The sequence below is a fragment of the Pseudomonas cucumis genome, assembly GCF_030687935.1.
Classification (GTDB): domain Bacteria; phylum Pseudomonadota; class Gammaproteobacteria; order Pseudomonadales; family Pseudomonadaceae; genus Aquipseudomonas; species Aquipseudomonas cucumis.
In genome coordinates, this window is the sequence record NZ_CP117454.1 from 1,523,557 (window position 1) to 1,545,107 (window position 21,551).

The 21,551-nt window shown below is 59.1% G+C and carries 24 protein-coding genes; 13 read left to right on the top strand and 11 right to left on the bottom strand.

Annotated features, from left to right (window positions below):
• Positions 1-228 precede the first annotated feature (228 nt).
• The 5 genes from PSH97_RS06850 to PSH97_RS06870 all read left to right on the top strand — a co-directional run bounded on the left by PSH97_RS06850 (position 229) and on the right by PSH97_RS06870 (position 5,197).
• A complete protein-coding gene (locus PSH97_RS06850; RefSeq protein WP_008009866.1) occupies positions 229-1,350 on the top strand; it encodes a beta-ketoacyl-ACP synthase III in 1,122 nt (373 codons plus the stop codon).
• A 154-nt stretch (positions 1,351-1,504) separates the two neighbouring features.
• The gene (locus PSH97_RS06855; protein WP_305448604.1) at positions 1,505-2,116 is read left to right on the top strand and encodes an RNA polymerase sigma factor; all 612 of its coding nucleotides are present in this window, start codon (positions 1,505-1,507) and stop codon (positions 2,114-2,116) included.
• The gene (locus PSH97_RS06860) at positions 2,110-2,346 is read left to right on the top strand and encodes an anti-sigma factor family protein (protein WP_305448605.1); all 237 of its coding nucleotides are present in this window, start codon (positions 2,110-2,112) and stop codon (positions 2,344-2,346) included. Before PSH97_RS06855 ends, PSH97_RS06860 begins: the two co-directional genes overlap by 7 nt.
• A 233-nt stretch (positions 2,347-2,579) precedes the next feature.
• Positions 2,580-3,923 (top strand): OprO/OprP family phosphate-selective porin, encoded by a 1,344-nt coding sequence (locus PSH97_RS06865; protein ID WP_305448606.1) that lies wholly within the window; start codon positions 2,580-2,582, stop codon positions 3,921-3,923.
• A gap of 149 nt (positions 3,924-4,072) precedes the next feature.
• Positions 4,073-5,197, top strand: a complete 1,125-nt coding sequence (locus PSH97_RS06870; protein ID WP_305449756.1) for a GNAT family N-acetyltransferase — start codon at positions 4,073-4,075, stop codon at positions 5,195-5,197.
• Between the two features lie 20 nt (positions 5,198-5,217).
• On the opposite strand, the gene aqpZ is transcribed toward PSH97_RS06870, so the two are convergent.
• The 3 genes from aqpZ to PSH97_RS06885 all read right to left on the bottom strand — a co-directional run bounded on the left by aqpZ (position 5,218) and on the right by PSH97_RS06885 (position 7,211).
• On the bottom strand, positions 5,218-5,916 hold the full coding sequence (gene aqpZ / locus PSH97_RS06875) for an aquaporin Z (RefSeq protein ID WP_305448607.1): 699 nt from the start codon (positions 5,914-5,916) through the stop codon (positions 5,218-5,220).
• A 185-nt stretch (positions 5,917-6,101) separates the two neighbouring features.
• Complete coding sequence (locus PSH97_RS06880; protein ID WP_305448608.1) at positions 6,102-6,707, bottom strand: pyridoxamine 5'-phosphate oxidase family protein; 606 nt, start codon at positions 6,705-6,707, stop codon at positions 6,102-6,104.
• Between the two features lie 18 nt (positions 6,708-6,725).
• Complete coding sequence (locus PSH97_RS06885) at positions 6,726-7,211, bottom strand: GNAT family N-acetyltransferase (protein WP_305448609.1); 486 nt, start codon at positions 7,209-7,211, stop codon at positions 6,726-6,728.
• A 141-nt stretch (positions 7,212-7,352) separates the two neighbouring features.
• On the opposite strand from PSH97_RS06885, the gene PSH97_RS06890 reads away from it, so the two are divergent.
• The 4 genes from PSH97_RS06890 to PSH97_RS06905 all read left to right on the top strand — a co-directional run bounded on the left by PSH97_RS06890 (position 7,353) and on the right by PSH97_RS06905 (position 9,992).
• The gene (locus PSH97_RS06890) at positions 7,353-7,778 is read left to right on the top strand and encodes a YybH family protein (RefSeq protein WP_305422900.1); all 426 of its coding nucleotides are present in this window, start codon (positions 7,353-7,355) and stop codon (positions 7,776-7,778) included.
• A gap of 116 nt (positions 7,779-7,894) precedes the next feature.
• Entirely contained in the window at positions 7,895-8,239 is a 345-nt protein-coding gene (locus PSH97_RS06895; protein WP_305448610.1) for a YciI family protein, read from the top strand.
• A gap of 26 nt (positions 8,240-8,265) precedes the next feature.
• Entirely contained in the window at positions 8,266-8,757 is a 492-nt protein-coding gene (locus PSH97_RS06900; protein ID WP_305448611.1) for an SRPBCC family protein, read from the top strand.
• Entirely contained in the window at positions 8,757-9,992 is a 1,236-nt protein-coding gene (locus PSH97_RS06905) for an RNA polymerase sigma factor (protein WP_305448612.1), read from the top strand. The genes PSH97_RS06900 and PSH97_RS06905 overlap by 1 nt, the downstream gene beginning before the upstream one ends.
• Positions 9,993-10,130: 138 nt before the next feature.
• Here the strand turns inward: PSH97_RS06905 and PSH97_RS06910 are convergent, their stop codons facing one another.
• Positions 10,131-10,985: a LysR family transcriptional regulator gene (locus tag PSH97_RS06910; RefSeq protein ID WP_305448613.1), complete on the bottom strand. Its 855-nt coding sequence runs from the start codon at positions 10,983-10,985 to the stop codon at positions 10,131-10,133.
• A gap of 89 nt (positions 10,986-11,074) precedes the next feature.
• Here PSH97_RS06910 and PSH97_RS06915 point away from each other — a divergent pair, with 89 nt between their 5' ends.
• Entirely contained in the window at positions 11,075-11,512 is a 438-nt protein-coding gene (locus PSH97_RS06915; RefSeq protein WP_123360367.1) for a multidrug/biocide efflux PACE transporter, read from the top strand.
• Positions 11,513-11,672: 160 nt separating this feature from the next.
• Here the strand turns inward: PSH97_RS06915 and PSH97_RS06920 are convergent, their stop codons facing one another.
• The 3 genes from PSH97_RS06920 to PSH97_RS06930 form a co-directional block, all read right to left on the bottom strand.
• The gene (locus tag PSH97_RS06920) at positions 11,673-12,395 is read right to left on the bottom strand and encodes a TylF/MycF/NovP-related O-methyltransferase (RefSeq protein WP_007898747.1); all 723 of its coding nucleotides are present in this window, start codon (positions 12,393-12,395) and stop codon (positions 11,673-11,675) included.
• Positions 12,392-13,258: a 2OG-Fe(II) oxygenase family protein gene (locus PSH97_RS06925; protein ID WP_007898748.1), complete on the bottom strand. Its 867-nt coding sequence runs from the start codon at positions 13,256-13,258 to the stop codon at positions 12,392-12,394. Before PSH97_RS06925 ends, PSH97_RS06920 begins: the two co-directional genes overlap by 4 nt.
• A 182-nt stretch (positions 13,259-13,440) precedes the next feature.
• Positions 13,441-14,463 carry a transporter gene (locus tag PSH97_RS06930; protein WP_305448614.1) on the bottom strand — a complete coding sequence of 341 codons (1,023 nt, stop codon included), beginning with the start codon at positions 14,461-14,463 and terminating at the stop codon, positions 13,441-13,443.
• Positions 14,464-14,738: 275 nt separating this feature from the next.
• On the opposite strand from PSH97_RS06930, the gene PSH97_RS06935 reads away from it, so the two are divergent.
• Together PSH97_RS06935 and PSH97_RS06940 are read left to right on the top strand one after the other, a co-directional pair.
• On the top strand, positions 14,739-16,364 hold the full coding sequence (locus PSH97_RS06935) for a methyl-accepting chemotaxis protein (protein WP_305448615.1): 1,626 nt from the start codon (positions 14,739-14,741) through the stop codon (positions 16,362-16,364).
• Between the two features lie 179 nt (positions 16,365-16,543).
• A complete protein-coding gene (locus PSH97_RS06940) occupies positions 16,544-16,891 on the top strand; it encodes a hypothetical protein (protein ID WP_305448616.1) in 348 nt (115 codons plus the stop codon).
• Positions 16,892-16,906: 15 nt separating this feature from the next.
• On the opposite strand, the gene PSH97_RS06945 is transcribed toward PSH97_RS06940, so the two are convergent.
• Together PSH97_RS06945 and PSH97_RS06950 are read right to left on the bottom strand one after the other, a co-directional pair.
• Positions 16,907-18,079: a GAF domain-containing sensor histidine kinase gene (locus PSH97_RS06945; RefSeq protein ID WP_305449757.1), complete on the bottom strand. Its 1,173-nt coding sequence runs from the start codon at positions 18,077-18,079 to the stop codon at positions 16,907-16,909.
• Positions 18,080-18,237: 158 nt separating this feature from the next.
• A complete protein-coding gene (locus PSH97_RS06950) occupies positions 18,238-18,543 on the bottom strand; it encodes a PepSY domain-containing protein (protein WP_305448617.1) in 306 nt (101 codons plus the stop codon).
• A gap of 168 nt (positions 18,544-18,711) precedes the next feature.
• Here PSH97_RS06950 and PSH97_RS06955 point away from each other — a divergent pair, with 168 nt between their 5' ends.
• The gene (locus tag PSH97_RS06955) at positions 18,712-19,590 is read left to right on the top strand and encodes a sterol desaturase family protein (RefSeq protein ID WP_305448618.1); all 879 of its coding nucleotides are present in this window, start codon (positions 18,712-18,714) and stop codon (positions 19,588-19,590) included.
• A gap of 1 nt (position 19,591) precedes the next feature.
• Here PSH97_RS06955 and PSH97_RS06960 read toward each other — a convergent pair whose 3' ends face one another.
• Both PSH97_RS06960 and PSH97_RS06965 read right to left on the bottom strand, forming a co-directional pair.
• Positions 19,592-20,275: a helix-turn-helix transcriptional regulator gene (locus PSH97_RS06960; RefSeq protein WP_305448619.1), complete on the bottom strand. Its 684-nt coding sequence runs from the start codon at positions 20,273-20,275 to the stop codon at positions 19,592-19,594.
• The gene (locus PSH97_RS06965; protein ID WP_305448620.1) at positions 20,276-21,403 is read right to left on the bottom strand and encodes a glycerophosphodiester phosphodiesterase; all 1,128 of its coding nucleotides are present in this window, start codon (positions 21,401-21,403) and stop codon (positions 20,276-20,278) included.
• Positions 21,404-21,551: the final 148 nt, after the last annotated feature.

The window sequence follows — 21,551 nt, forward strand, 5'->3', positions numbered from 1 at the left end:
AAGCCCGCTCCCACAGGTTTGCTGTTGCTCTCGCAAAAGGCGCCAAAAGCCAGCGTTTATGGCAAACTTCGCGCCTATAAACGCCAGCCCCGCGGTTTTGAGCCTTCACGGGCCCGGGCGGATCGGAATAAAGCGATGCCAGGTGTGCTTCCAGACCTGGAATAGACCCTTTGTGTGTTGGTACGTCGGTGCCAGCGCTTTCTGCCTGAACAGATTAGAGAAACGACCATGCATAACGTCGTCATCAGCGGCACCGGCCTGTACACCCCGGCCAACAGCATTTCCAATGAAGAGCTGGTGCAGTCTTTCAACGCTTACGTCGCGCTGTTCAACGCCGACAACGCCGAAGCCATCGCGCGCGGCGAAATCCAGGCATTGACCGAATCCAGCGCAGCGTTTATCGAAAAAGCGTCTGGCATCAAAAGCCGCTTTGTCATGGACAAGGACGGCATCCTCGACCCGCAGCGCATGGCGCCACGCCTGCCCGAACGTTCCAACGACGAGTGGTCGGTGCTTTGCCAGATGGCCATCGGCGCGGCCGAACAAGCTTTGCAGCGTGCCGGCAAGACCGCCGCTGACATCGACGGTGTAATCGTCGCCTGCTCCAATCTGCAACGCGCCTACCCGGCCATCGCCATCGAAGTTCAGGAAGCGCTGGGCATTCAGGGTTTCGGTTTCGACATGAACGTGGCGTGCTCCTCGGCGACCTTCGGCATCCAGGCTGCGGCCAATAGTGTGCAACTGGGCCAGGCCCGGGCGATCCTGATGGTTAACCCGGAGGTCTGCACCGGCCACCTGAATTTCCGCGACCGTGACAGCCACTTCATCTTCGGCGACGCCGCCACCGCGGTGATCATCGAACGTGCGGATCTCGCGACGTCCAAGTACCAGTTCGACGTGGTCAGCACCAAACTGCTGACCAAGTTCTCCAACAACATCCGCAACAACTTCGGCTTCCTCAACCGCGCCGCGGAAGAGGGCATCGGAGCCCCCGACAAACTGTTCGTCCAGGAAGGCCGCAAGGTGTTCCGCGATGTCTGCCCGATGGTCGCCGAGCTGATCGCCACGCACCTGGAAGAAAACCAGCTCAATGTCAGCGACGTGAAGCGCTTCTGGCTGCACCAGGCCAACCTCAGCATGAACCACCTGATCGTCAAGAAGCTGCTGGGCCGTGAAGCCACCGAAGAAGAAGCCCCGGTGATTCTCGACACCTATGCCAATACCAGTTCTGCCGGTTCGGTGATTTCGTTTCACAAAAATCAGGACGACCTCGTCAGCGGTTCGCTGGCCGTACTCAGCTCGTTCGGCGCCGGCTACTCGATTGGTAGCGTGATTCTGCGCAAGCGCTGATCAGCCCTGCTGTTGTTCTTTCCTATGAGTTGTGATGACTTTTCCTACATTCGAAATAGTCCGAACGCTGTAATTTTCGGAAATGCCAGCAGGACGATGCCTACAGCGAAGTCCTGTTGTATTTATTTTCGAGGTTAGAACAAGGGGTTTGTTAATGGCGGCTGACGACGCGCAACTGCTCGAGCGCTTGCTGGCAGGTGAGCAAAAGGCTTTCAAGGAATTGGTCGGAACCTATCAGAGTGCCATGCGTGCTGTGGCCTACGCTATCGTAGGCAACCGCCACGCCGATGAAGTGGTTCAAGATGCCTGGTTGTCGGTTGTGCGTAACTTGAGGGGGTTTGAGGGGCGTTCAAGCCTCAAGACCTGGCTGCTGACGATTACCGCCAACTCGGCCAAAAACCGCTACAAGCAGAACCGCCGGGAAGTGCTGCTCGATGACCTGCCATCCCCTCATGGCACTCTTGATGATGATCGTTTTTCTTCTGCTGACGGTCACTGGCTGGTTGCGCCATTCGCTTGGCACCAGGATACACCAGAGGCACTGTTGATCGAAAACGAGCTGCGCGAATGCCTGGAAGATACATTGCTCAATTTGTCGGACCTGCAAAGAGGTGTGCTGCTTTTGCGCGACCGGCAGGGGTTGGAGTTAGAAGAGATCTGTAATCTTCTGGAAATATCGCTCTCCAATGTTCGTGTGCTGCTGCATCGGGCACGATTGAAGGTCTTTGCGACCGTGGAGCATTTTGAGGAAACCGGCGAATGTTGACCTGCAAGGAACAAGTGGCGCGCTCCAGTGATTATCTCGATGGCCAGTTGAGTTTTCGTGAGCGACTGATGGTGCGGCATCATTTGATGTTCTGCCCCAATTGCCGGCGATTCATTCGGCAGATGCGGTTGATGCAGGCCACCCTCAAGGTGATGCCCGAGCCGGCCGTGGCTGACCTGGATGCGCTCGCTGAACGGCTTGCCAACGAGCATCTGAAGAACAAACCGTAGATTTTCCCGCCCGTAATACACCCCTTCAGCCGCTCTAGCTTGCGGCTTGCAGCTCATCCCTTGACGCTGCATTTCCGTTATTTCAATTCGAAGTAAAAAAGTTCCCCTGTCATAAAATCTTTATCTATCAGCAACCCGGCTGAAATACCCCGCCTCCAAGATTCCCTCCCAACACAAGCGGGCCAGAACCGCGTGTTTCCAAGCTACAGACCACCAATTAGGGGAACTCTTCGATGATCCGTAAGCACTTCGCCGGTTTTGCCGCCAGCGCATTGGCCATGGCAGTAACCGCCCAGGCTTTCGCTGGCACCGTCACCACTGACGGCGCCGATATCGTAGTCAAAACCAAGGGCGGCCTCGAAGTCGCCACTACCGATAAAGAATTCAGCTTCAAACTCGGCGGTCGCTTGCAGGCGGACTACAGCCAGTTCGATGGCGTCTACACCAAAAACGGCGATACCGCCGACGCGGCCTACATCCGTCGTGGCTTCCTGGAGCTGTCGGGTGTGCTGTATACGGATTGGGCTTACACCATCAACTACGATTTCTCCCACAACAGCGGTGATTCCGACAACGGTTACTTCGACGAAGCGTCGCTGGCCTACAACGGCTTCAAACCGGTCTCGATCAAAGTCGGTCGTTTCGACCCGGACTTCGGCCTGGAAAAAGCCACCAGCTCCAAGTGGGTCACTGCGCCAGAACGCAACATGGCGTACGACATGGTCGATTGGGCGAACAGCCACCAGAATGGTCTGGGCCTGCAAGCCTCCAGCACCTTCGCTGATTCGTTCTACGCTTCCGCCGGCGTGTTCAGCAAAGACACCGACGATACCGATGGCAACAGCGTTAAACAGGTCAACGGCCGCTTTGTATTCGCGCCGATGCATGACGCTGGCAACGTGCTGCACTTCGGTGTGAACGTGGCGTCCCGTGATGTCTCCGACACGGCCTTCGATTCGCGTTATCGCACCCGCATGGGCATGCGTGGCGTCGAAACCCTCGGCGGCAACGACGCCGGCACCAACGGCAACCGTCCGGTGCTGGGCGGCAGTTCCACTTCGGCTGCCGGCTCCTATGACCGTGATGACGCTTACGGCCTGGAAGCCGCATTCGCCATGGGCCCGGCCTCGATCCAGGGTGAATACATCGCCCGCAAAACCAAGGCCGATGCCAGCAACCTTGAAGACATCAAAGGTCACGGTTTCTACGTTCAGGGTGCCTACACCCTCACTGGCGAAGCCCGTGGCTATAAAGTCGGCAAGTTCGACGCGATCAAGCCAGCCAACAAGTCCATCGGCGCCTGGGAGCTGTTCTATCGTTACGACAGCCTGACCGTCGAAGACGACAACATCACTACCGCCAGCCTGACCCGCGATGTCGGCGATGCCGAAGCCAAGGTGCACACCTTGGGCGTCAACTGGTACGCCAACGAAGCGGTGAAAATCACTGGCGCCTACCTCAAGGCCAAGACTGACAACGTGACCAATGCCACTGCTGCCAGCGGTACTACCCCGGCACGTCGTACGGGTGATGACAGCGGTGACGGCTTCGTGGTCCGCGCCCAATACGTGTTCTAAATCGCAGTAAACGCTGTACGAACTCTTTCTTCATCCGTTAAAGCTCCTCTCGTTTTAACCCCGCCTTGGCGGGGTTTTTTTTGTTTCGGGTTAGGCAATCAGATAAGCGATACTCGTCCCATCTGTAGAGAATGATGGTTGGGATGCTAATGCCGCTGCAACGTCTGGAAAGTCTGTCCGAAATCGCGCCGCACACCTGGGACGCGCTGGTACCGGAAACTCAGCCGTTTCTGCGTCATGCCTTTCTGAGCGCGCTGGAAGACAGCGCCAGCCTCGGCCCGCATTCCGGCTGGCAGCCCGAGCATCTGCTGCATGTTGAAGGCGATCGCCTGATCGCCGCGCTGCCCAGCTACCGCAAATGGCATTCCTACGGCGAGTACGTGTTCGACCATGCCTGGGCCGAAGCCTGTGAGCGTGCCGGCATCGACTACTACCCCAAGCTGTTGACGGCGGTGCCGTTCAGCCCGGTCAGCGGCCCGCGATTATTGGCGGCGACGATCGAGGACGGCTTCGAACTCCTGCAGAGCCTGCCGGGTTATCTGGAGATCGAAGGACTCTCCAGCGCCCATATCAACTTCACCGATCCATTCACCGACGCGGCATTGGCCGAACAGCCTGGCTGGTTGCAGCGCATTGGCTGTCAGTACCACTGGCAGAACCGCGGCTATCGGGATTTTCAGGACTTCCTCGACGCCCTCAGTTCGCGCAAGCGCAAGCAAATGCGCAAGGAGCGTGAGCAAGTGGCCGGGCAGGGCATTGACTTCGAATGGCTGGAAGGACGGCAACTGGACCAGGCGCAGTGGGACTTTGTGTATGCCTGCTACGCCAATACCTACGCGGTGCGTCGGCAAGCACCGTATTTGACGCGGGAATTTTTCAGTCTGCTGGCCGAGCGCATGCCGGAGTCGATTCGTGTGGTGCTGGCCAAACAAGGCTCACGACCGGTGGCCATGGCCTTCAGTCTGGTCGGGGGCGACAGCTTTTATGGCCGTTACTGGGGTTGCCTGGCGGAGTTCGATCGCCTGCATTTCGAGACCTGTTTCTATCAAGGTATGGATTACGCGATTGCCAACGGCTTTCAACGTTTCGACGCTGGCGCTCAGGGCGAGCACAAATTGATTCGCGGGTTCGAACCGGTGATCACCCATTCCTGGCATTACCTGCGCCACCCGGGCTTGAAGTCGGCGGTGAAAGACTTCCTTGAGCGTGAGCGGGTCGGGGTGTTGGGGTATGCAGAAGAAGCGAAGACTGCCTTGCCCTACCGACAAGGCTGATCTTCGCGTTATGTCCCTTGTTAGCTGTCCTCTTTACCCAGCCAGCGATACATCACGCCACCGATGACTGCACCCAGAATCGGCGCCAGCCAGAACAGCCACAGTTGTTGAATCGCCCAACCGCCGACAATCAGCGCCGGGCCCGTACTGCGGGCCGGGTTGACCGAGGTGTTGGTGACCGGAATCGAGATCAGGTGGATCAGGGTCAGCGCCAGGCCGATGGCGATGGGCGCCAGCCCGGCCGGGGCGCGTTTGTCGGTGGCGCCGAGAATGATCAGGATGAACATGGCGGTCATCACCAGTTCACTGACAAACCCCGCCGCCATCGAGTAGCCGCCTGGCGAGTGTTCGCCGTAGCCATTGGATGCAAGGCCGCTGGCCAGTTCGAAACCGGGTTTGCCGCTGGCAATGAAGTACAGCAGAGCCGCTGCGATGACCCCGCCAATCACTTGGGCGATGATGTAGGCGGGCAGTTCTTTGGCAGGGAATCGTCCACCGACCACCAGCCCGACCGAGACCGCAGGATTGAGATGACAGCCCGAAATGTGGCCGATAGCGAAGGCCATCGTCAGCACCGTCAAACCGAATGCCAGGGACACCCCCAGCAAACCGATCCCCACGTCTGGAAACGCCGCCGCCAGGACCGCACTGCCGCAGCCCCCTAACACCAACCAGAACGTCCCCACCAATTCTGTAGCCGAGCGTTTGAACAAAGACATAGCGAATTTCCCTGTCGAGATAACACTGTCGTTGTGCATCCAGCAGATGGACTACAGAACCATCTCCAGAACCTTGGCTGAGTACAGCAGGGTTTTAATGAAATTCCAGTGACCATAAAAAACCGCCAGAGCCCGTGTTCAAAGGGTTATGGCGGTTATCGCAGATCTAATATGAAGGCGGGTAATCAGTAGAGACTATCTCGCACTCTCGCCGGTGCTTCCCGGTCATACGTCTCGGCATCGAACTGCCCATCGTTCAGGCGCTTATGAAACGCCCCGGCGGTCGGCAGGGCAGAGCGTTCGAGGTGTTTCTGCGGGTTCCACAAATCCGAACGCACTATTGCTTTCGAGCAGTGAAAATACGCCGCTTGCACCGTCACCAGCATCACCGTGCGCGCCGGTTTGCCATTGACTGCAAAGCTCTCCAGCAACTCGGGCTCGGCGCTGATCTGCGCCGTGCCGTTGACCCGCAATGTCTCGCCGATCCCCGGAATGATGAACAGCAGCGATACCCGCGAGTCGAGCACGACATTGCGCAACGTGTCGATGCGATTGTTGCCCGGTCGATCCGGGATCGCCAGCGTGCGTTCATCGACGATCCGCACGAAACCCGGCGTATCGCCACGCGGCGAGCCGTCCATGCCGTCGGGGCCGACCGAGCTGATAATCACCAGTGGCGAGGCACGGACCATCGCCTGATAGTCCTCGTTCAGAAACGGGATCTGCTTGCGCACGGCGCGGTCATGGGGCAGGCCGTAGATCGCTTCCAGCGCTTCGATTGAATTCAACATCGTTCATCCCTCTACGAATCAGAAAACCAGCCCCATCCGCCGTTCGTAACCGATTCGGCCTTTGTACGCTTCGCCGCTGTCGACAAAGCCATATTTGGCATACAGCGCGATGGCCGACTCATTGTCTGCATCCACCGACAACTCCAGCCCTTTGATTTCCGGCCAGGCCTGGCGCGCAACCTCGGGCAGGGCTTGCAGGCAGGCCTTGCCATAGCCTTTGCCCTGGGCACGGTGATCGACTTGCAGGGCGTGCAGGGTAGCGCTGTGTTCGTTCGCCCAGGCCGGCAAAACCGGCGGGCGCTTGAGCAGCAGGAAGGCCACCGGAACATCCTCCACCAGCAGGGCAAAGCCTTTGACGCCAGGGCCCGGCTTGGACAGCAAGGTGTGCAACGCACCATGAATGTCGCCGGAGAATTTGATTTGTTCAGCGTGGATTTCGATAGCCTCGACCTGTTGGCGCTGCAGGGCGTTCAGGCTTTCGTAAGGCACGAGTCGGGCAGTCACTGGAGTGTCCTTTTTCCAACGGAAATGAGCCTCGGATTCTAGCGAGTTTGCAGCCATGGATTATTTTTATTTCGGCTGTCGATTTGGCTTTTCGCCAGGCGACTAAGGGTGTCTTCAATAAAAAAACACGGAGAAACCATCATGAATGCTCAGACACAAATCCATAACCTGATCGAGAACTATCGCCAGGCGGTCATCGCCAAGGACGTGGAAAAGGTCATGGCCCTGTACGCCGACGACATCGTCTCCTTCGATGCCGTCAAAGCCCTGCAATTCAAGGGCAAGGCGGCCTACCGTGCGCATTGGCAGGAATGCATGGAGATGTGCCCTGGCCCGCACATTTTCGAGTTCCACGAGATCGACATCGTGCCGTCGCAGGAGATCGCTTTCGCGCACTGGCTGGCGCATTGCGGTGGCACCAATGAAAAGGGTGAAACCCAGGCCTGCTGGATGCGCGTCACCGCGTGCTACCGCCAGGAAGCGGGGCTATGGCAGATCGTCCACGAACACTGGTCGGCGCCGTTCGACATGACAAGCGGCGCGGCACTGTTCGACTTGAAACCCTGATGGTCGGGCTGTTTATCGGAAAGCAACGCCAAAGCCCCCATCTGCAGCCATAGTTGATCAGTTCGATCAGGGCAGAGCTCCAAGAGATGGAGAGCCCCAAAGAATGGAGAGTCCCCATGAAGTATTTATGCCTGGTCTACAGCAACGAGCACGAGTTGCACTCGCTGCCCGAAAGCCCCAATGACGCCGAGTGCATGGCCTATGCTGAGTCGATCCAGGGCAGCGGCCGGATGATCTCCGCCGAAGCGCTGGAGTCGGTACAGACCGCGACCACCGTGCGCATGCGCAACGGCAAAATGTCGGTCACCGATGGCCCGTTCGCTGAAACCAAGGAGCAGTTGGCCGGCTTCTACCTGATCGATGCCAAGGACCTCAATGAAGCCATCCAGGTCGCCGGCAACATCCCGGCGGCCCGGGTCGGCTGTGTCGAGGTGCGGCCCATTCGCCAGTTGAATCCCTGAATAACAATCACAACAGGAGTTCTTTCATGAGTCCGCAATCCGTCCAGCGAAAACCGGCCAAATTCGAGCTGTCCATCAGTCGCCTGATCGATGCGCCGCGCAGCAAAATCTTCCGCGCCTGGACCGAGCCCACGCTGCTCGCCCAATGGTGGGGGCCTCACGGCATGACCACGCCCGAGTGCGAAATGGACCTGTGGGTGGGCGGTCAGTTTCGCACCCTGATGCGGGCGCCGGATGGCTCCGAGTACCCGACCATGGGCGTGTTTCTGGAGATCGTCGCCCCGGAGCGTCTGGTGTTCACCGACGCTTTTCTTCCCGGCTGGATTCCCTCCGGCAAGCCGTTCATGACCGCCGAAGTGACGCTCGAAGACCGGGACGGCAAAACCCTCTACACCGCTCGCGCCATGCACTGGAACGAAGAAGATCGTCAGGCGCACGAGGCCATGGGGTTTCATGACGGTTGGGGGCAAAGCCTCGATCGGCTGGAGACGCTGGTGACTGAAGGCATGCCGGACTGATGCCTGGCGAGTCGGTACGGGCGCGAGTCGAGCAGGTCTACCGCGAAGACTCGCGGCGGATTCTGGCGACCCTGATCCGTCTGCTCGGCGATTTCGACCTCGCCGAAGAAGCGCTGCACGAGGCGTTCTTCGTCGCGGTCGAACGCTGGCAGCGTGACGGTGTGCCGGACAATCCGCGCACTTGGCTGGTGTCCACCGGGCGCTTCAAGGCTATCGATGTGTTGCGCCGGCGTGCGCGTTTTAACGCATCCCGGCCGATGTTGATCGCTCAACTGGAAGAGCTGGAGCAGGCTGACTGGAGTGATGAAGATGTGGAAGACGATCGCTTGCGGCTGATTTTCACCTGTTGTCACCCGGCACTCGCGGCGGACGCCCAAGTGCCGTTGACCCTGCGTGAAGTCTGCGACCTGACCACGGAAGAAATCGCCCGGGCCTTTCTCTCGGCGCCGGCCACCATCGCCCAGCGCATCGTGCGGGCCAAGGCCAAGATTCGTGACGCGAAAATCCCTTATCAGGTGCCCACCCTGACAGAACTGCCTGAGCGTCTCGACAGTGTGCTGCGGGTGATTTACCTGGTGTTCAACGAAGGGTATTCGGCGTCTATCGGCAACGAATTGACCCGCGAAGAGCTGACGCGTGAAGCGATTCGTCTCGGTCGATTGTTGATGGAATTGCTACCCGAACCGGAAGTGATGGGGCTGCTGGCGCTGATGCTGTTGCATGAATCCCGGCGCCCGGCCAGGACCTCATCGAGCGGTGAACTGATTGTGCTGGACGAGCAGGATCGCTCGTTATGGGACGCCGAGCTGATTGCTGAAGGCTGTGCCCTGATTGAGCGGGCGCTGACGACACGGCGCTTCGGGCCTTATTGCCTGCAAGCGGCGATTGCGGCGGTGCACGCCGAAGCGCTCTCGGCAGCGGAAACGGACTGGCCGCAGATTGTCGGTTTGTATGACGTACTGCTGCGGGCCGTGCCGTCACCGGTGATCGAACTCAACCGCGCGGCGGCGCTGGCCAAGCGCGATGGGCCATTGGCCGGGTTGATGTTGGTCGAGGGGATTCTGGCGCGGGGCGAGTTGCTGGATTACCACCTGGCGCACTCGGCGCGGGCAGAGTTTTACCGGCAGTTGGGAAGGGTGGAAGAGGCGCGGGCGGCGTATGAGCGGGCGCTGGAATTGACGCAGCAAGTGCCGGAGCGGCGGTTTATCGAGGGGCGATTACGGGAGTTGGGATGATCATGGATGTGCGGTGCGGCAGTTGGCCCCATCGCGGGCAAGCCCGCTCCCACAGTGAACGATGATGTGCGCAAAATCTGTGTCTGACATAGAACCCTGTGGGAGCGAGGCTTGCCCGCGATAAGGGCCGCAGGGTCTTCATTCCAGCATCTTGCTCAATAACCAACTCCCCGCCGGCCCCGGCGGGTGCAGGCGCGACCACAGCGCATCGACGCACACCGGTTTCGGCCAGCCGCGCACCTTCAGCTCCACCAGCAAGCCAGCCCCGAACCGCCCCACCAACCACCGAGGCAACGGCGCCCAGCCGAACCCGCCCTGGGCCATTTCCAGCAGCATCAAATAGCTCGGTGCCGACCAGACGCGCCCCTTCGCCCTGCTTTCATACGGATTGACGATCGTCGCCAGACGCAGCTCGCGGTGCTGTTGCAGCACGTCTTGATCGATTCCCTTCAGCTTCGCCAACGGGTGAGTGTGGGACACGAACAGGGCGATTTCCGTGCGCTCGTCCACCGTCGAGCTGACCAGGTCGGGTGGGTAGCTGTCCTGCATCTCGGCGAAGGCGACATGCGCTCGACCGCGTTGCACCAGCGCCACCAAGTCATCGCATTCGGCGATCAGGCATTCAAGTTCCAGGTCTGGATAACGCTGCTCGAAAGCACTGAGCGCCGCTTCGAAACGGTCGGATTGGTAGGTATCGGAAATCGCTACCGTCAGCTTCGGCTCGACGCCTTGGGACAGTTGGCTGGCGGTCATTTCCAGACGGCTGGTGGCGGCCAGAATCTCCTCGGCCCGCTGCAACATGACGTGCCCGGCCGGGGTCAGGCTCGGCTTGCGACTGCTGCGGTCGAACAGGACAAGGTTCAGGTCGATTTCCAGGCTGGCCACTGCCGCGCTGATGGTCGACTGACTGCGACCGAGCTTGCGCGCCGCGGCAGAAAACGAGCCTTGAGTCGCCGCCTGGACAAACGCCAGCAGCACTTCGTGGGATGCCATGAACTATCGCCTTGATCGATGGTTGTTGGTTATGAAGTATCGGTGTGATGACGGATCATGGCAACCATAGTCACTCAGGGAGTCTGGCCATGAACGCCAACAAATCCATCACTGAACGAATTTTCCAGGCCATCGGTTTCGAACTGCTGGCGATATTGATCTGCACCCCGCTGCTGGCCTGGGTCATGGACAAACCCATGCTGGAAATGGGCGCGGTAACCATGGCCATTGCAGCCCTTGCCCTGGCCTGGAACGTGGTCTTCAACGGCTTGTTCGACCGGTTGCTCAAGCGCTTTGCCATTGTGCGTAACGCGTGGGTCCGCGTGGTGCATGCGCTGTTGTTCGAAGGTGGTCTGGTAGCGTTCGGCGTGCCGTTGATTGCCTGGTGGCTGAAGGTCAGCCTGTGGCAGGCGTTCCTGCTGGACATCGGCGTGCTGCTGTTTTTCCTGCCGTACACCTACGTCTACCACTGGGGTTACGACGTGGTGCGTGAGCGGCTGTTGGTGCGCAGGGCTTGCGAGGTTTAAAAAGCAAAGATCGGCTGGGTCAAGTCATCCAATCCACAACCTGAAAAACAACACACAACCTGTGGGAGCGGGCTTGCCCGCGATGAGGCAGGTACATTCAACATCAATGTTGTCTGTCATGCTGCCATCGCGGGCAAGCCCGCTCCCACAGGGTTATGGGTTAGACGTGAAAGTAGCCTACACACGAATCAAACGGCAGGCGCTTGAGTTCGATCTTGTTCAGGTCGAGCACTTCGCGCAGGGCTTTGGTTTCGCCAGGGAAGTTGCGGTAAGCCACTTCGTCCAGTACCACGATCGCGCCTTTTGGCATGTATGGCAGGAAAGTTTCCAGAGCGACTTTGGTCGACTCGTACAGATCGGTGTCGAGGATCAGCATCGCCACCACCAGGTCCGGACGGGTCTGGACCCACTCCGGCACAGTCTTGACGATGTCGCCTTTGACCAGCTCGCAGCGCGGGATACGGTTGACCGGGCGCAGCAGGTCGTTGGCGTCGATCATGTCCTGGATCAGCGACTGGTCGGTGTCGGAGAACATGGTTTCGTTGACGTCTGCCGGGTCTTCTTTCTTGTCGATGCTCTGGAAGCCTTCGAAGGTGTCGAAGCCGATAATCGAACGGTTGATAGCGTAGGGTTCCAGGATCATCGACAGGTGCATGTAGAGCATCAACGAGTTGCCCTTGTACACGCCGCATTCAATGATCGCGCCCGGGATTTCGGCGACTTTCTTGAACAGTTCCATGCGCGACAGAGCAGCGGTCACGCCAATACGGTTGGCGAAGACGAACGGCGCGTCGGCCACGTACTCGGCATCGACCCGTTTCAGGACGTTGGCACGGGTTTCGTTGTACTGGGCCTCGGCAGGCGTGATGCGACGCTTGGTCATTGGTCGATTCCTTGGAAATTCGAAAAGTCGTGGGCGTGGAAATAGTCTTTGAAACCGGCACCGACGTCAGGGCAAGCGCTGTCGACGTTGATCGCGCCGCGCTTGTGCTTGAGGTCGTCGAGGTGCATCAGGCGGAAGTCCACGCTGAAGCGGGTTTGTTCGGTGTGATTGGCGACCGTGCCGTGCAGATGCGAGCCGGAGAAGATCAGCATCTCGCCGGTGTTGCCGGCGATACGCACTTCAGACGCGGTGTTGATCGCCTCCAGCGGCACCGGGTGCACACGGACTTCCTCTTTGAGGTTGTCCTTGGCCTTGTGCCGCTGGTTGTTGATCCAGTCGTTGAGGCTCCATTCGCTGGAGGTGTTCTTCACCGGCACGTCGAAGTAACCGGCGTTGATCATCATGGTCTGGTCGGGGCGAATGGTATGCACCGGCATCCAGGTGTTGATCTGGCAATCGACGCTGCCGTACCACGTGTCGCGATGAGGCTTGTAGGCGTAGCTGACACCGGCGTGCAGGTAGTCATAGTTCGGCACCACGCGAATACGCGGCACGTCGAAAATGTACTCACGCGGGTCGACACCGATCTCGTCGATAAACGACAGGATCAGGTCCTTGGCGCGCTGGCTGTTGGTGAACTGGCCTTTGAGGCGCGTCACCAGTACCACGAATTCTTCCACCGGCATCAGCGTGTGCAGCGCCTGGTGATTGGTCTCGCCGTCGAAGGCGGCGGTGATGCTTTCCTGGGCGAACGCACATAGCTCTTTGGCGGCGCGCAGCTGAGTGTTCAGGAAGATGTCGCCAGCGTAGATGGCTTCTTTAAAGTCAGCTTTGTGCTGAAGCTGATTGATATACAGATTCACGATTCCACTCCTGAATGCATCGAGTCTCTTATGAGTCGGCCACACGTTAGCAAACTGAAGTGCAATCCGGCGGGTGGTGGATCAATAAAGGCGCAATCCCCTGAATTTGCGACGAAATGCTTTCGCCGGGCAAAAAATAATCCCTGTAGGAGCGAGGACGGGGAGGGCGGTGAGGGTTGTGATCAATAATCCTGGCGCTTGCGAAACGCCCAGCGTCCGGCAATCAGGGTAAACGTCGCGACCAATGCCACCAGAATCCAGAACCCTTCCGGATCGCCGGCAAGCGGTACGCCGCCGACGTTCATGCCGAAGAAGCCGGCGATGATGTTGATCGGCAGCGCCAGCACCGTGACCACGGTCAGGGTGAACAGCGTGCGGTTGCTCTGTTCGTTTAGGTTGGCGGCGATTTCTTCCTGCAACAGCTTGATCCGTTCACCGAGGGCCGTGAGGTCGTTAATGATCAGCGCAAACTCCTCCGTGGACTTGCGCAGTTCCTTGACGTCCTCCTTCTGCAACCATTGCGGCGGACGATTGAGCAGGCGCAGTAACGACCCTGGCTCCAGCGCCAGCAACCGTTGCAGGCGCACCAGCACCCGGCGGTTGGCGCCCAGTTCGGCGCGGTTGGTGGACAGGCGCGACGACAGCAACTCATCCTCGATCTGATCGACGCTGAGGCTGGTCTTGCGCACGATCTGCGTCAGCACTTCACCCTGATCGCGCAGCAAATGCACCAGCAGTTCCAGCGGCGAGCGAAAGCATTCACCGGCCTTCACCGAAGAGCGCAGTTTGTCCACCGAGTGCAGCGGTTGCAGGCGTGCGCTGATGATCAGCCGACTGCGGGCACAAACCCAAAGCGTCGAGACATCCGAGGAGACCATGCTGCTGAGGTTGAACACCACGTCGTTGACCACCGCCAGCAACGCCGAGTCGACATGCTCGATGCGCGTCGAGCGAGAACCTTCGTGCAACGCTTCGAAAAACTCATCGGGCAACGCCAGGTGGCTTTTCATCCAGCGCTCGCACGCGGCATGGGCCAGGTTCAGGTGCAGCCAGAGAAACTCATCACTGTCGTCCGGTTGTTGCAGGCAGTGCAGCGCCTTGGCCGAATCGATTTCCCGGCCGCGCTCGCCGGGGCGAAAACTGAAACCGTAGAGCAGGCCGAACAGATCGGAATCGCGATGGCGCTGGTCAATGCTGTGGTTCATGAGGTCTCGCTGTGAGGAGGCGCCTGTCGCAGGTTTCACAGGTTCACTTGAGCCCCATCATTGCAAGCGCTCATGACGGTTTTGTGACGGCCAGGTGTACGCAAACGATTGCGATACCGATGGTCGGATTCTCCTCAAGAACCGCTCTGGCACGCCGATCACGCTTGGGTTAAGTTTGCGCGCCTTCGGCCAAGGGCCAATGTGGCAGACAGGGATGTCCGGATACTTTTCACGCCTTCATCCGCGTGCCTCATTCCTGTTTAGAGTACTTCCCGATGTCTTTGCAAAAGTCCCTTCGAGCACAAATTCTCGCCCTGTTGAGTGGCAGCCTGTTGGCAATGTTGCTGATTGCTTTGGCCTGCTTTCACTTTCTGTCCAATGGCGTTCAGAACTACGCGAACCTGATCGAAGGCCCGCTGCACACTTCGCAATTGATCGATGAAGCCAACCTGCAATTCAAGGTGCAGGTTCAGGAGTGGAAGAACGTTCTGCTGCGCGGTAAGGAACCTGCGAACCTGGATAAATACTGGAAGCAGTTCGAGGACCGCCAGCGCGACGTGCAGAGCATCCTGAGTGAGCTGGCGGGGCAGAAGGGCATCGAGCCGCAACTCAAGACCCGCATCGAACGTCTGCGTGAAGAACATCGTGTATTAGGCGCGGCCTATCAGAAGGGGCGGGATGCCTACGTGGCGGCCGGTGCCGACCCAACAGCCGGCGACAACGCGGTCAAAGGCGTGGACCGAGCAGCCAGTGAGCAGATGAGCGAGTTGGTCAGCGAGTTGCGCAAGCAGGGCACCGAGCAATCGAAGCTGATCAGTGCCAGCGCCGATCAGACGGTGTTGCTGGGGCTCGTGGTGATGTTGGTGTCGGGCGTGCTGATTGGTCTGTTGAGTCTGTGGCTGGTCAACCGCAACCTGGTGGAGCCGATCCGTAAACTGATCGATTACGTGGCACAACTCAGCCAGGGCCGCTTTGCCGAGCGCGTGGCCAGTACCCGTCAGGACGAGTTGGGCAACCTGGCCAGGGCCGCCAACACCTTGCGCGATTTCCTCGCCGAAACCTTCAGCCGCTTGCAGCGCAGCGCGTCGGACCTGGACAGCGCCAGCGGCGAGTTGAATTCCATCGCCAGCGTCATGACCAGCGGCACCAACGAGCAGTTCAATCGCACCGATCAGGTCGCCACGGCGATGAATGAGATGTCTGCCACCGCGCAAGAAGTCGCGCGTCACGCAGCCGACGCGGCACGTGCGGCCGATGATGCCGACCAGTCCGCCCAGCAGGGCGAAAAAGTCATGCAGGGGACTATTCACACCATCACCCAAATGCGCGGCGAAATCGCCAACACCGCCACGGTCATCCGTCGTCTGGAAGCCGACAGCGGGCGCATCGGTAAAGTGCTGGAAGTGATTCGCGGCATTGCCGAACAGACCAACCTGCTGGCACTCAACGCGGCAATCGAAGCAGCCCGTGCCGGTGAAGCCGGGCGTGGTTTTGCGGTGGTCGCCGATGAAGTGCGCAGCCTGGCCCAGCGCACGGCGGCGTCGATCATCGAGATCAACCAGATCATTCAAACTGTGCAAACCGGCGCGGTGGACGCGGCCCAGGCGATTGAAAGCGGACAGTCGCGCAGTGAGGAAAGCGTGGAGCAAGTGACCCAGGCCGGCGCCATGCTCGAGCGAATCACCCATGCCGTGGAAGCCATCCGCGACATGAACCGCCAGATCGCCACCGCCGCCGAAGAACAGACTTCAGTGGCCGAAGACATCTCGCGCAACCTCACCGAAATCACCAGCATCGCCAGTACCAACCTGGACAACGTGCAGCGCACCGAGGCGGCCAGCCAAAATCTGCATGGCTTGTCGGGGCAGTTGAATGATGTGACGGCGCGGTTGAGCGCTTAGTGAAAGGGGCTGTGTATCGCAGATTCCATTCAGCAGGCATGACCGTTGGTCGGGTTCGTCGTTTCGAACCCATTGATTTAGAGGGTACCTGTTAGTTCTGACAGTAGACGAGGACCATTCCGAACGGCTTGATGATCGGGTCTGCGCTCTGGCGCTATTTCCTGATAAGGAGTGTTTTCATGTCTACGCTTGAAGTGTTGAAAAAACTGGAGATCCCGAGCATGACGCCGGTCGACGGGCAAGAGTACGAAGGCGAGGTGTCTTTACCCGGGGCTCCCGGTCTGCGGGCGTCTGTCCCTGGCGAACAGGGTTTGAGCGAAGGGGACCGTCTTGAGGTGGTATGGATCACCAAAACGAGCACTGAAACAGTTTTTACGCACACGATCACCAAGATTGAAGAAATAAACCCTGTGCATTTCTATGTGAAGGAAACCTTCATCGCACCGGGTTTGGTGACTACTTTTTACGAGGTTTTTAGGGACGACCGAATCTGGCGCTCCAAGCCGTTGATCATCATGGTCAAGTGATTCGAGCCTGGCAGGTCACACCGGCAAGCTGAAGGTAAACGTCGTGCCCTGTTGCTCGGTCGATACCACCTCCAGTTGCCCGCCATGGGACTGCGCAATCTGACTGGCAATGTACAACCCCAACCCGAGGCCGGCCTGCGGTCTTCCGCCGGTCGGTCGCGAGTAGGGCTGGAACAGGTGCGGCAGTGCATCTTCGGCAATCAGCCCCTGGTTTTTCACGCTCAACACGAAGTGCCCTTCGTTGACCTGCGCACTGACCTCGATCGGGCCATTGGGATCACCGTGGACAACGGCGTTCGCCAGCAGATTGGATAGCAATTGCGTGACCCGTTCGCGATCGCAATGAATGTTGCTCAAGTCGCCAATCGACGACTGAATGATGCGTTTAGGGTGAATGCTCTGGATCTCGGAAATCACATGCCGCAATGCATCCGCCAGATCCGGGCACGGCTCGATATTTACGGGGATGCCTCGGCCCAGTGAACCTCGCGCGAAGTCCAGCACATCGTCCACCAGTTTGGTCGCCCGTCGAGCGCTGGTGAGGATGTGCCGGGCCCGTTGCTCGTTCGCCGGGTCAGAGACTTTGCGCAGGAGCATTTCGGCGCCGGCGCTGATGGCGAACAACGGGTTGCGCAGGTCATGGCCAAGCACGGCGATGAACTGTTCGCGCAGCTCGGCGGTTTTGCGCTCCTTGATCTGTGCCGCTTCGGTCCGTTGCAGGTTTTCTTCCGCCTCGATCTGTAGCGCCAGCATCCGGGCGAACGACTCCATGGTGCTCTGGATCGTACTGGCCTTGAGCGGCGCCGGATTGGGATCAAGGGCACAAAGGGTGCCGAAAAAGCGCCCGTCGGTGCGCAATATCGGGACGGCAATGTAGCTTTCGAATGGATAGGTGCGGGGCGTGTGGTGATCGCGGTAGCGCGGATCTTCACTGGCCTTGTCGATCACCACCGAGTGGTGGCCTTGGCGGACTTCGTTGCACAGGGTGGAGACTAGATCCATTTCATCGCCCACCTGCAAACCGAAATCCAGTCGATCAAGCACTGCGCAGGCAGTCCAGGCCTCCTCGGTAACACGAGCCACCGCCGCGAACCGCAAACCGGTCAACTCACTGATCACCTGAAGAATCGCCGGCACCGCGCTGATCCGGCTGATTGTGGCGATGTCTGCTGCCGCTGTTTGCCCCATATCCTTGGTTCTCTGCTTCAACATGCCAAATGGTTTTGAGGGATTCTAGCGGGCTTGCGCGAATTGTCGCGGCTTCGTTCGTCGCTTCAGCGAACGGCCTGACGCCGAACGCAAAAAAGCCGCACGACCCGAAAGTCGTGCGGCTTTTTGCAGTTGAATCACTTGTCTTGTTTGTTGCTCAGGACCTTGCCAGTGGCAGCATCGAAGTCCACGTCCCATTCGGTGTTGTCAGCCAGACGCAGTTCAACTTCATATTCGTAACCGTTGAAGTGGTTATCCAGGTCGGTATCGGTAATTGTGGCGCCCGGATGCAACTTCAGCGCGGCCTGGTTCATTTCTTCCAGGGGTTTGATCTTGCCGCTTTTGACCAACTCGGGGATCTGGTCGTCGCGAACGCCTGCCTGGGCCAGGCCAGCGGTGAGGGTCAGGGCGGCAGCGGTGAACAGGGCAGTTAAGGTTTTCATCGGTTCATTCCTTGGGGTATTTGTTTAAGCGGGTGAGCTGTTTAAGTGAGTTCAGATTAATCGCCGCAACTTAACTCATCCTTAAAACGCCACCTTCGATTGCGTCGTTTGTTCAATTCCCTGCCGTCGCCAGCTTTCATGCTGGACCCTCGATCAATGGAGGTGAACATGAAACTCATCGTTGCCGGGTTGTACGCGCCGCTGTTCTGGGGCGGATTCATTGGGGCAGGATTGTGGCTGGTAGGGGAGTCGACGCTGTGGCTGTTGCCGCTGTTTCTCGCGGCGTTGGCGGTGGCGTTCGCCGCCGAATGGGCATTGCCCTATGAAGCCTGCTGGAACCTTTCGGCCGGTGATCGCCGGCGAGATATTCTGCATTCGCTGGTCAACGAGGCGTTGAATGCCGTGGGTTTGCTCGCATTACCGGGCCTGGTGGCGCTGTTGTCGTCCGATGGAGCATGGCCAAGGGGTTGGCCGCTGTGGCTGCAACTGGCGCTGGCGATGTTCATTGCCGACGCCGGCATTAGCCTGATGCACTACGCCAGCCACCGTGTGCGATGGTTGTGGCGGCTGCATGCGGTGCATCACAGCGTTCAACGGCTGTACTGCTTCAATGGCTTGATGAAACATCCGCTGCATCAGCTGCTGGAAGCCTCGACGGGGCTGTTGCCGTTGCTGATGCTGGGCATCCCGTCAGATGTAGCGGCGCTGCTGGCATTCGCCATCGCCATCCAGTTACTGCTGCAACATTCCAATGTCGATATGCAACTGGGGTACTTGCGCTGGGTGTTCGCCTGGGCGCCGGTGCATCGCTTTCATCACATGAAGTATGGACGGGCCGGCGACGTGAATTTTGCCTTGTTCTTCAACCTGTGGGACTGGCTGCTGGGGACCGGTTTTTACACAACGGATTATAAAATCCGTCAGGGCGACCTGGGCATCGGCAGCCGTCCAGACTTCCCTCGGGACTACATGGCGCAACTGCTGGACCCGTTCGGGCCGGAGTCGTTGAGCAAAGAGCCCGCGGTGCCTGAGCCGTTGCGGCACTGAATCAAGCCAGTAGACGCAAATCGATGTGGTGCAACGCTTGGCGAGCGGTCACGCCGAAGAGCTTTTTCAGACTCCGGGAGAAGTGCGCAGAATCGGCAAACCCGGCCTCGTGCGCCGCATCGGTCACGGGGCTGCCGGCCAGAATCAGCACCATCGCCATTCGTAGTCGCCGCCACAGCACCAACCTGCGCACGGGCAGGCCGAGCTGGCTGGCGAACAGCCGTTGCAGTTGACTCAAGGACAGGTGCGCCTCTGCGGCCAATGCGCTACCTGGCACCTTGGTTGTCAGCCATCTGTCGAGGGCGGACAAGGCGCGCTCGACCCGAGGATCGCCAAGGGATCGGCGCGGACAATGGCGAACAGCGTGGTCGAGACTTTCCAGGGACAGCGCAGCTTCGAACACGACGTTGTGCAGCGCCTGGGCGTCGAACATCAATGGCTCGGCATAGACCGTGAACACCGCATCCGGCGAATCGACAATGGAGTGGCAGACTTGAGAGGGGATGAACAAGCGATGGGCCGTCTGGTTCACGCCGTCGAGACTGACGGTGACCGGTCGATCAGGGGCCAGGATCACTTGATGGGCGTAATGGGCATGGGGCGCGGTGCGCCCCAGCTCTGCGTGGATCAGGCCATAGTCACGCCCTAACCACAGGCGGCCAGTCCACTCGGTGTTTTGTGTCACTCAGTACCCGTTGTTCTGCAACAACTGCGCAACACTCGCCGCTGCCGGGCGCTTGTAGAACTTAAGCAGTTCGCTGGCGCGATTGGTGAAGATGCCGTCGACACCGGCATCCGTCACTTTCTGATAATCCACGGCATCGTCGATGGTGTAGACGTGCACCAGCATGCCCTGATCGTGGGTGAACTGGTTCATCCACGGTTTCACCAGGTCCGAATAGCTCTGATCGCCGCCCTTGGTCAGCGCGGCAGAAGGCCCGGTGCCGATAGCGCCCTGGGCCTTGGCGTACTCGACCCATTGCTGGAATTCGGCTTTGTCTTTCGGTTCCTGTTTGGCGTAGTAAGTCGCTTTGTCCTTGTCTCCGGATTCAGCAAACGTCACTTTGGATTTCGGCTCGATGCTGCCTTCGCCGACCCACAACAGCAGGATTTTCGGCACTTGCGGCATTTCCTTCTCAAGCAGTTCGAGGCTGCTCTTCTCGAAAGTTTGCAGCACCACTTTGCCCTTACCCTGGCCGACTGCCAGATTGCTCTTCGCCAGTTTTGAGCCGGTAGGACTCAGCCAGCCACGGTCCTGCAATTTATCCTTGAGGTCACGCTCGATGCCGGGAAACTGTTTTGGCTCCTTGGTTTCGATGTACAGGCCCGGCTTGTGCAGCGGGTTGCCCTGGGCGATGTCGATGATTTCGTCCAGGGTCAGGATCTTCAGACCCGCGTAGCTCGGGCGTGCGCGATCCGGGTAAGCGCGGTTGAACCAGCTGCCGGCATCCAGGGTTTTGAGTTCGGCGATAGTGAATTCGTTGGCCAGGCTGTCCTTGCGCTCGGGGAATTTGGTGGCGACGTCGGTGGTGCGTTGCAGGTTGTTGTCGTGCAGGGCGAACAGCACGCCGTCCTTACTGCGCTGCAGATCCAGTTCCAAGTAATCGGCACCCAAATCGCGGGCCAGTTTGTAGGCCGCGGCGGTGGATTCCGGTGCATCGAAAGACGCGCCACGGTGGGCGATCACCGCTGGGTGCGGAATGCCCAGACGGGTGGCCAGTGCGGTGGGGCTTGGCTCGTTGGCAGCCTGTGCCTGGCCGAGGCCGAGCATCAGGCTCAGCAGCAAGGCGCTCTTGGTGAAGGTGACAGGCATGGTCGAAGTCCTTTTGCGATGGGTTTTCAAAGACCTATCTTTTAACAACTGAGCGCCACTTGCGCTATCGCCAGACCGACATAAACGTATTTAAAGCATTTTTTTTCAGCGCTTTTGTGCGGTTCTTTGCAGTACTCTTGGCCTCGGC

What these genes read in the sequence shown, in the direction of transcription:
- PSH97_RS06890 (WP_305422900.1), top strand. Translation starts at nt 7,353, where the DNA reads ATGAATGCTCAGACACAAATCCATAACCTGATCGAGAACTATCGCCAG.
- PSH97_RS06905 (WP_305448612.1), top strand. Translation starts at nt 8,757, where the DNA reads ATGCCTGGCGAGTCGGTACGGGCGCGAGTCGAGCAGGTCTACCGCGAA.
- PSH97_RS06920 (WP_007898747.1), bottom strand. Translation starts at nt 12,395, where the DNA reads ATGACCAAGCGTCGCATCACGCCTGCCGAGGCCCAGTACAACGAAACC.
- PSH97_RS06895 (WP_305448610.1), top strand. Translation starts at nt 7,895, where the DNA reads ATGAAGTATTTATGCCTGGTCTACAGCAACGAGCACGAGTTGCACTCG.
- aqpZ (WP_305448607.1), bottom strand. Translation starts at nt 5,916, where the DNA reads ATGTCTTTGTTCAAACGCTCGGCTACAGAATTGGTGGGGACGTTCTGG.
- PSH97_RS06940 (WP_305448616.1), top strand. Translation starts at nt 16,544, where the DNA reads ATGTCTACGCTTGAAGTGTTGAAAAAACTGGAGATCCCGAGCATGACG.
- PSH97_RS06930 (WP_305448614.1), bottom strand. Translation starts at nt 14,463, where the DNA reads ATGAACCACAGCATTGACCAGCGCCATCGCGATTCCGATCTGTTCGGC.
- PSH97_RS06910 (WP_305448613.1), bottom strand. Translation starts at nt 10,985, where the DNA reads ATGGCATCCCACGAAGTGCTGCTGGCGTTTGTCCAGGCGGCGACTCAA.
- PSH97_RS06870 (WP_305449756.1), top strand. Translation starts at nt 4,073, where the DNA reads ATGCCGCTGCAACGTCTGGAAAGTCTGTCCGAAATCGCGCCGCACACC.
- PSH97_RS06915 (WP_123360367.1), top strand. Translation starts at nt 11,075, where the DNA reads ATGAACGCCAACAAATCCATCACTGAACGAATTTTCCAGGCCATCGGT.
- PSH97_RS06955 (WP_305448618.1), top strand. Translation starts at nt 18,712, where the DNA reads ATGAAACTCATCGTTGCCGGGTTGTACGCGCCGCTGTTCTGGGGCGGA.
- PSH97_RS06900 (WP_305448611.1), top strand. Translation starts at nt 8,266, where the DNA reads ATGAGTCCGCAATCCGTCCAGCGAAAACCGGCCAAATTCGAGCTGTCC.
- PSH97_RS06860 (WP_305448605.1), top strand. Translation starts at nt 2,110, where the DNA reads ATGTTGACCTGCAAGGAACAAGTGGCGCGCTCCAGTGATTATCTCGAT.
- PSH97_RS06965 (WP_305448620.1), bottom strand. Translation starts at nt 21,403, where the DNA reads ATGCCTGTCACCTTCACCAAGAGCGCCTTGCTGCTGAGCCTGATGCTC.
- PSH97_RS06880 (WP_305448608.1), bottom strand. Translation starts at nt 6,707, where the DNA reads ATGTTGAATTCAATCGAAGCGCTGGAAGCGATCTACGGCCTGCCCCAT.
- PSH97_RS06850 (WP_008009866.1), top strand. Translation starts at nt 229, where the DNA reads ATGCATAACGTCGTCATCAGCGGCACCGGCCTGTACACCCCGGCCAAC.
- PSH97_RS06935 (WP_305448615.1), top strand. Translation starts at nt 14,739, where the DNA reads ATGTCTTTGCAAAAGTCCCTTCGAGCACAAATTCTCGCCCTGTTGAGT.
- PSH97_RS06945 (WP_305449757.1), bottom strand. Translation starts at nt 18,079, where the DNA reads ATGGGGCAAACAGCGGCAGCAGACATCGCCACAATCAGCCGGATCAGC.
- PSH97_RS06855 (WP_305448604.1), top strand. Translation starts at nt 1,505, where the DNA reads ATGGCGGCTGACGACGCGCAACTGCTCGAGCGCTTGCTGGCAGGTGAG.
- PSH97_RS06950 (WP_305448617.1), bottom strand. Translation starts at nt 18,543, where the DNA reads ATGAAAACCTTAACTGCCCTGTTCACCGCTGCCGCCCTGACCCTCACC.
- PSH97_RS06865 (WP_305448606.1), top strand. Translation starts at nt 2,580, where the DNA reads ATGATCCGTAAGCACTTCGCCGGTTTTGCCGCCAGCGCATTGGCCATG.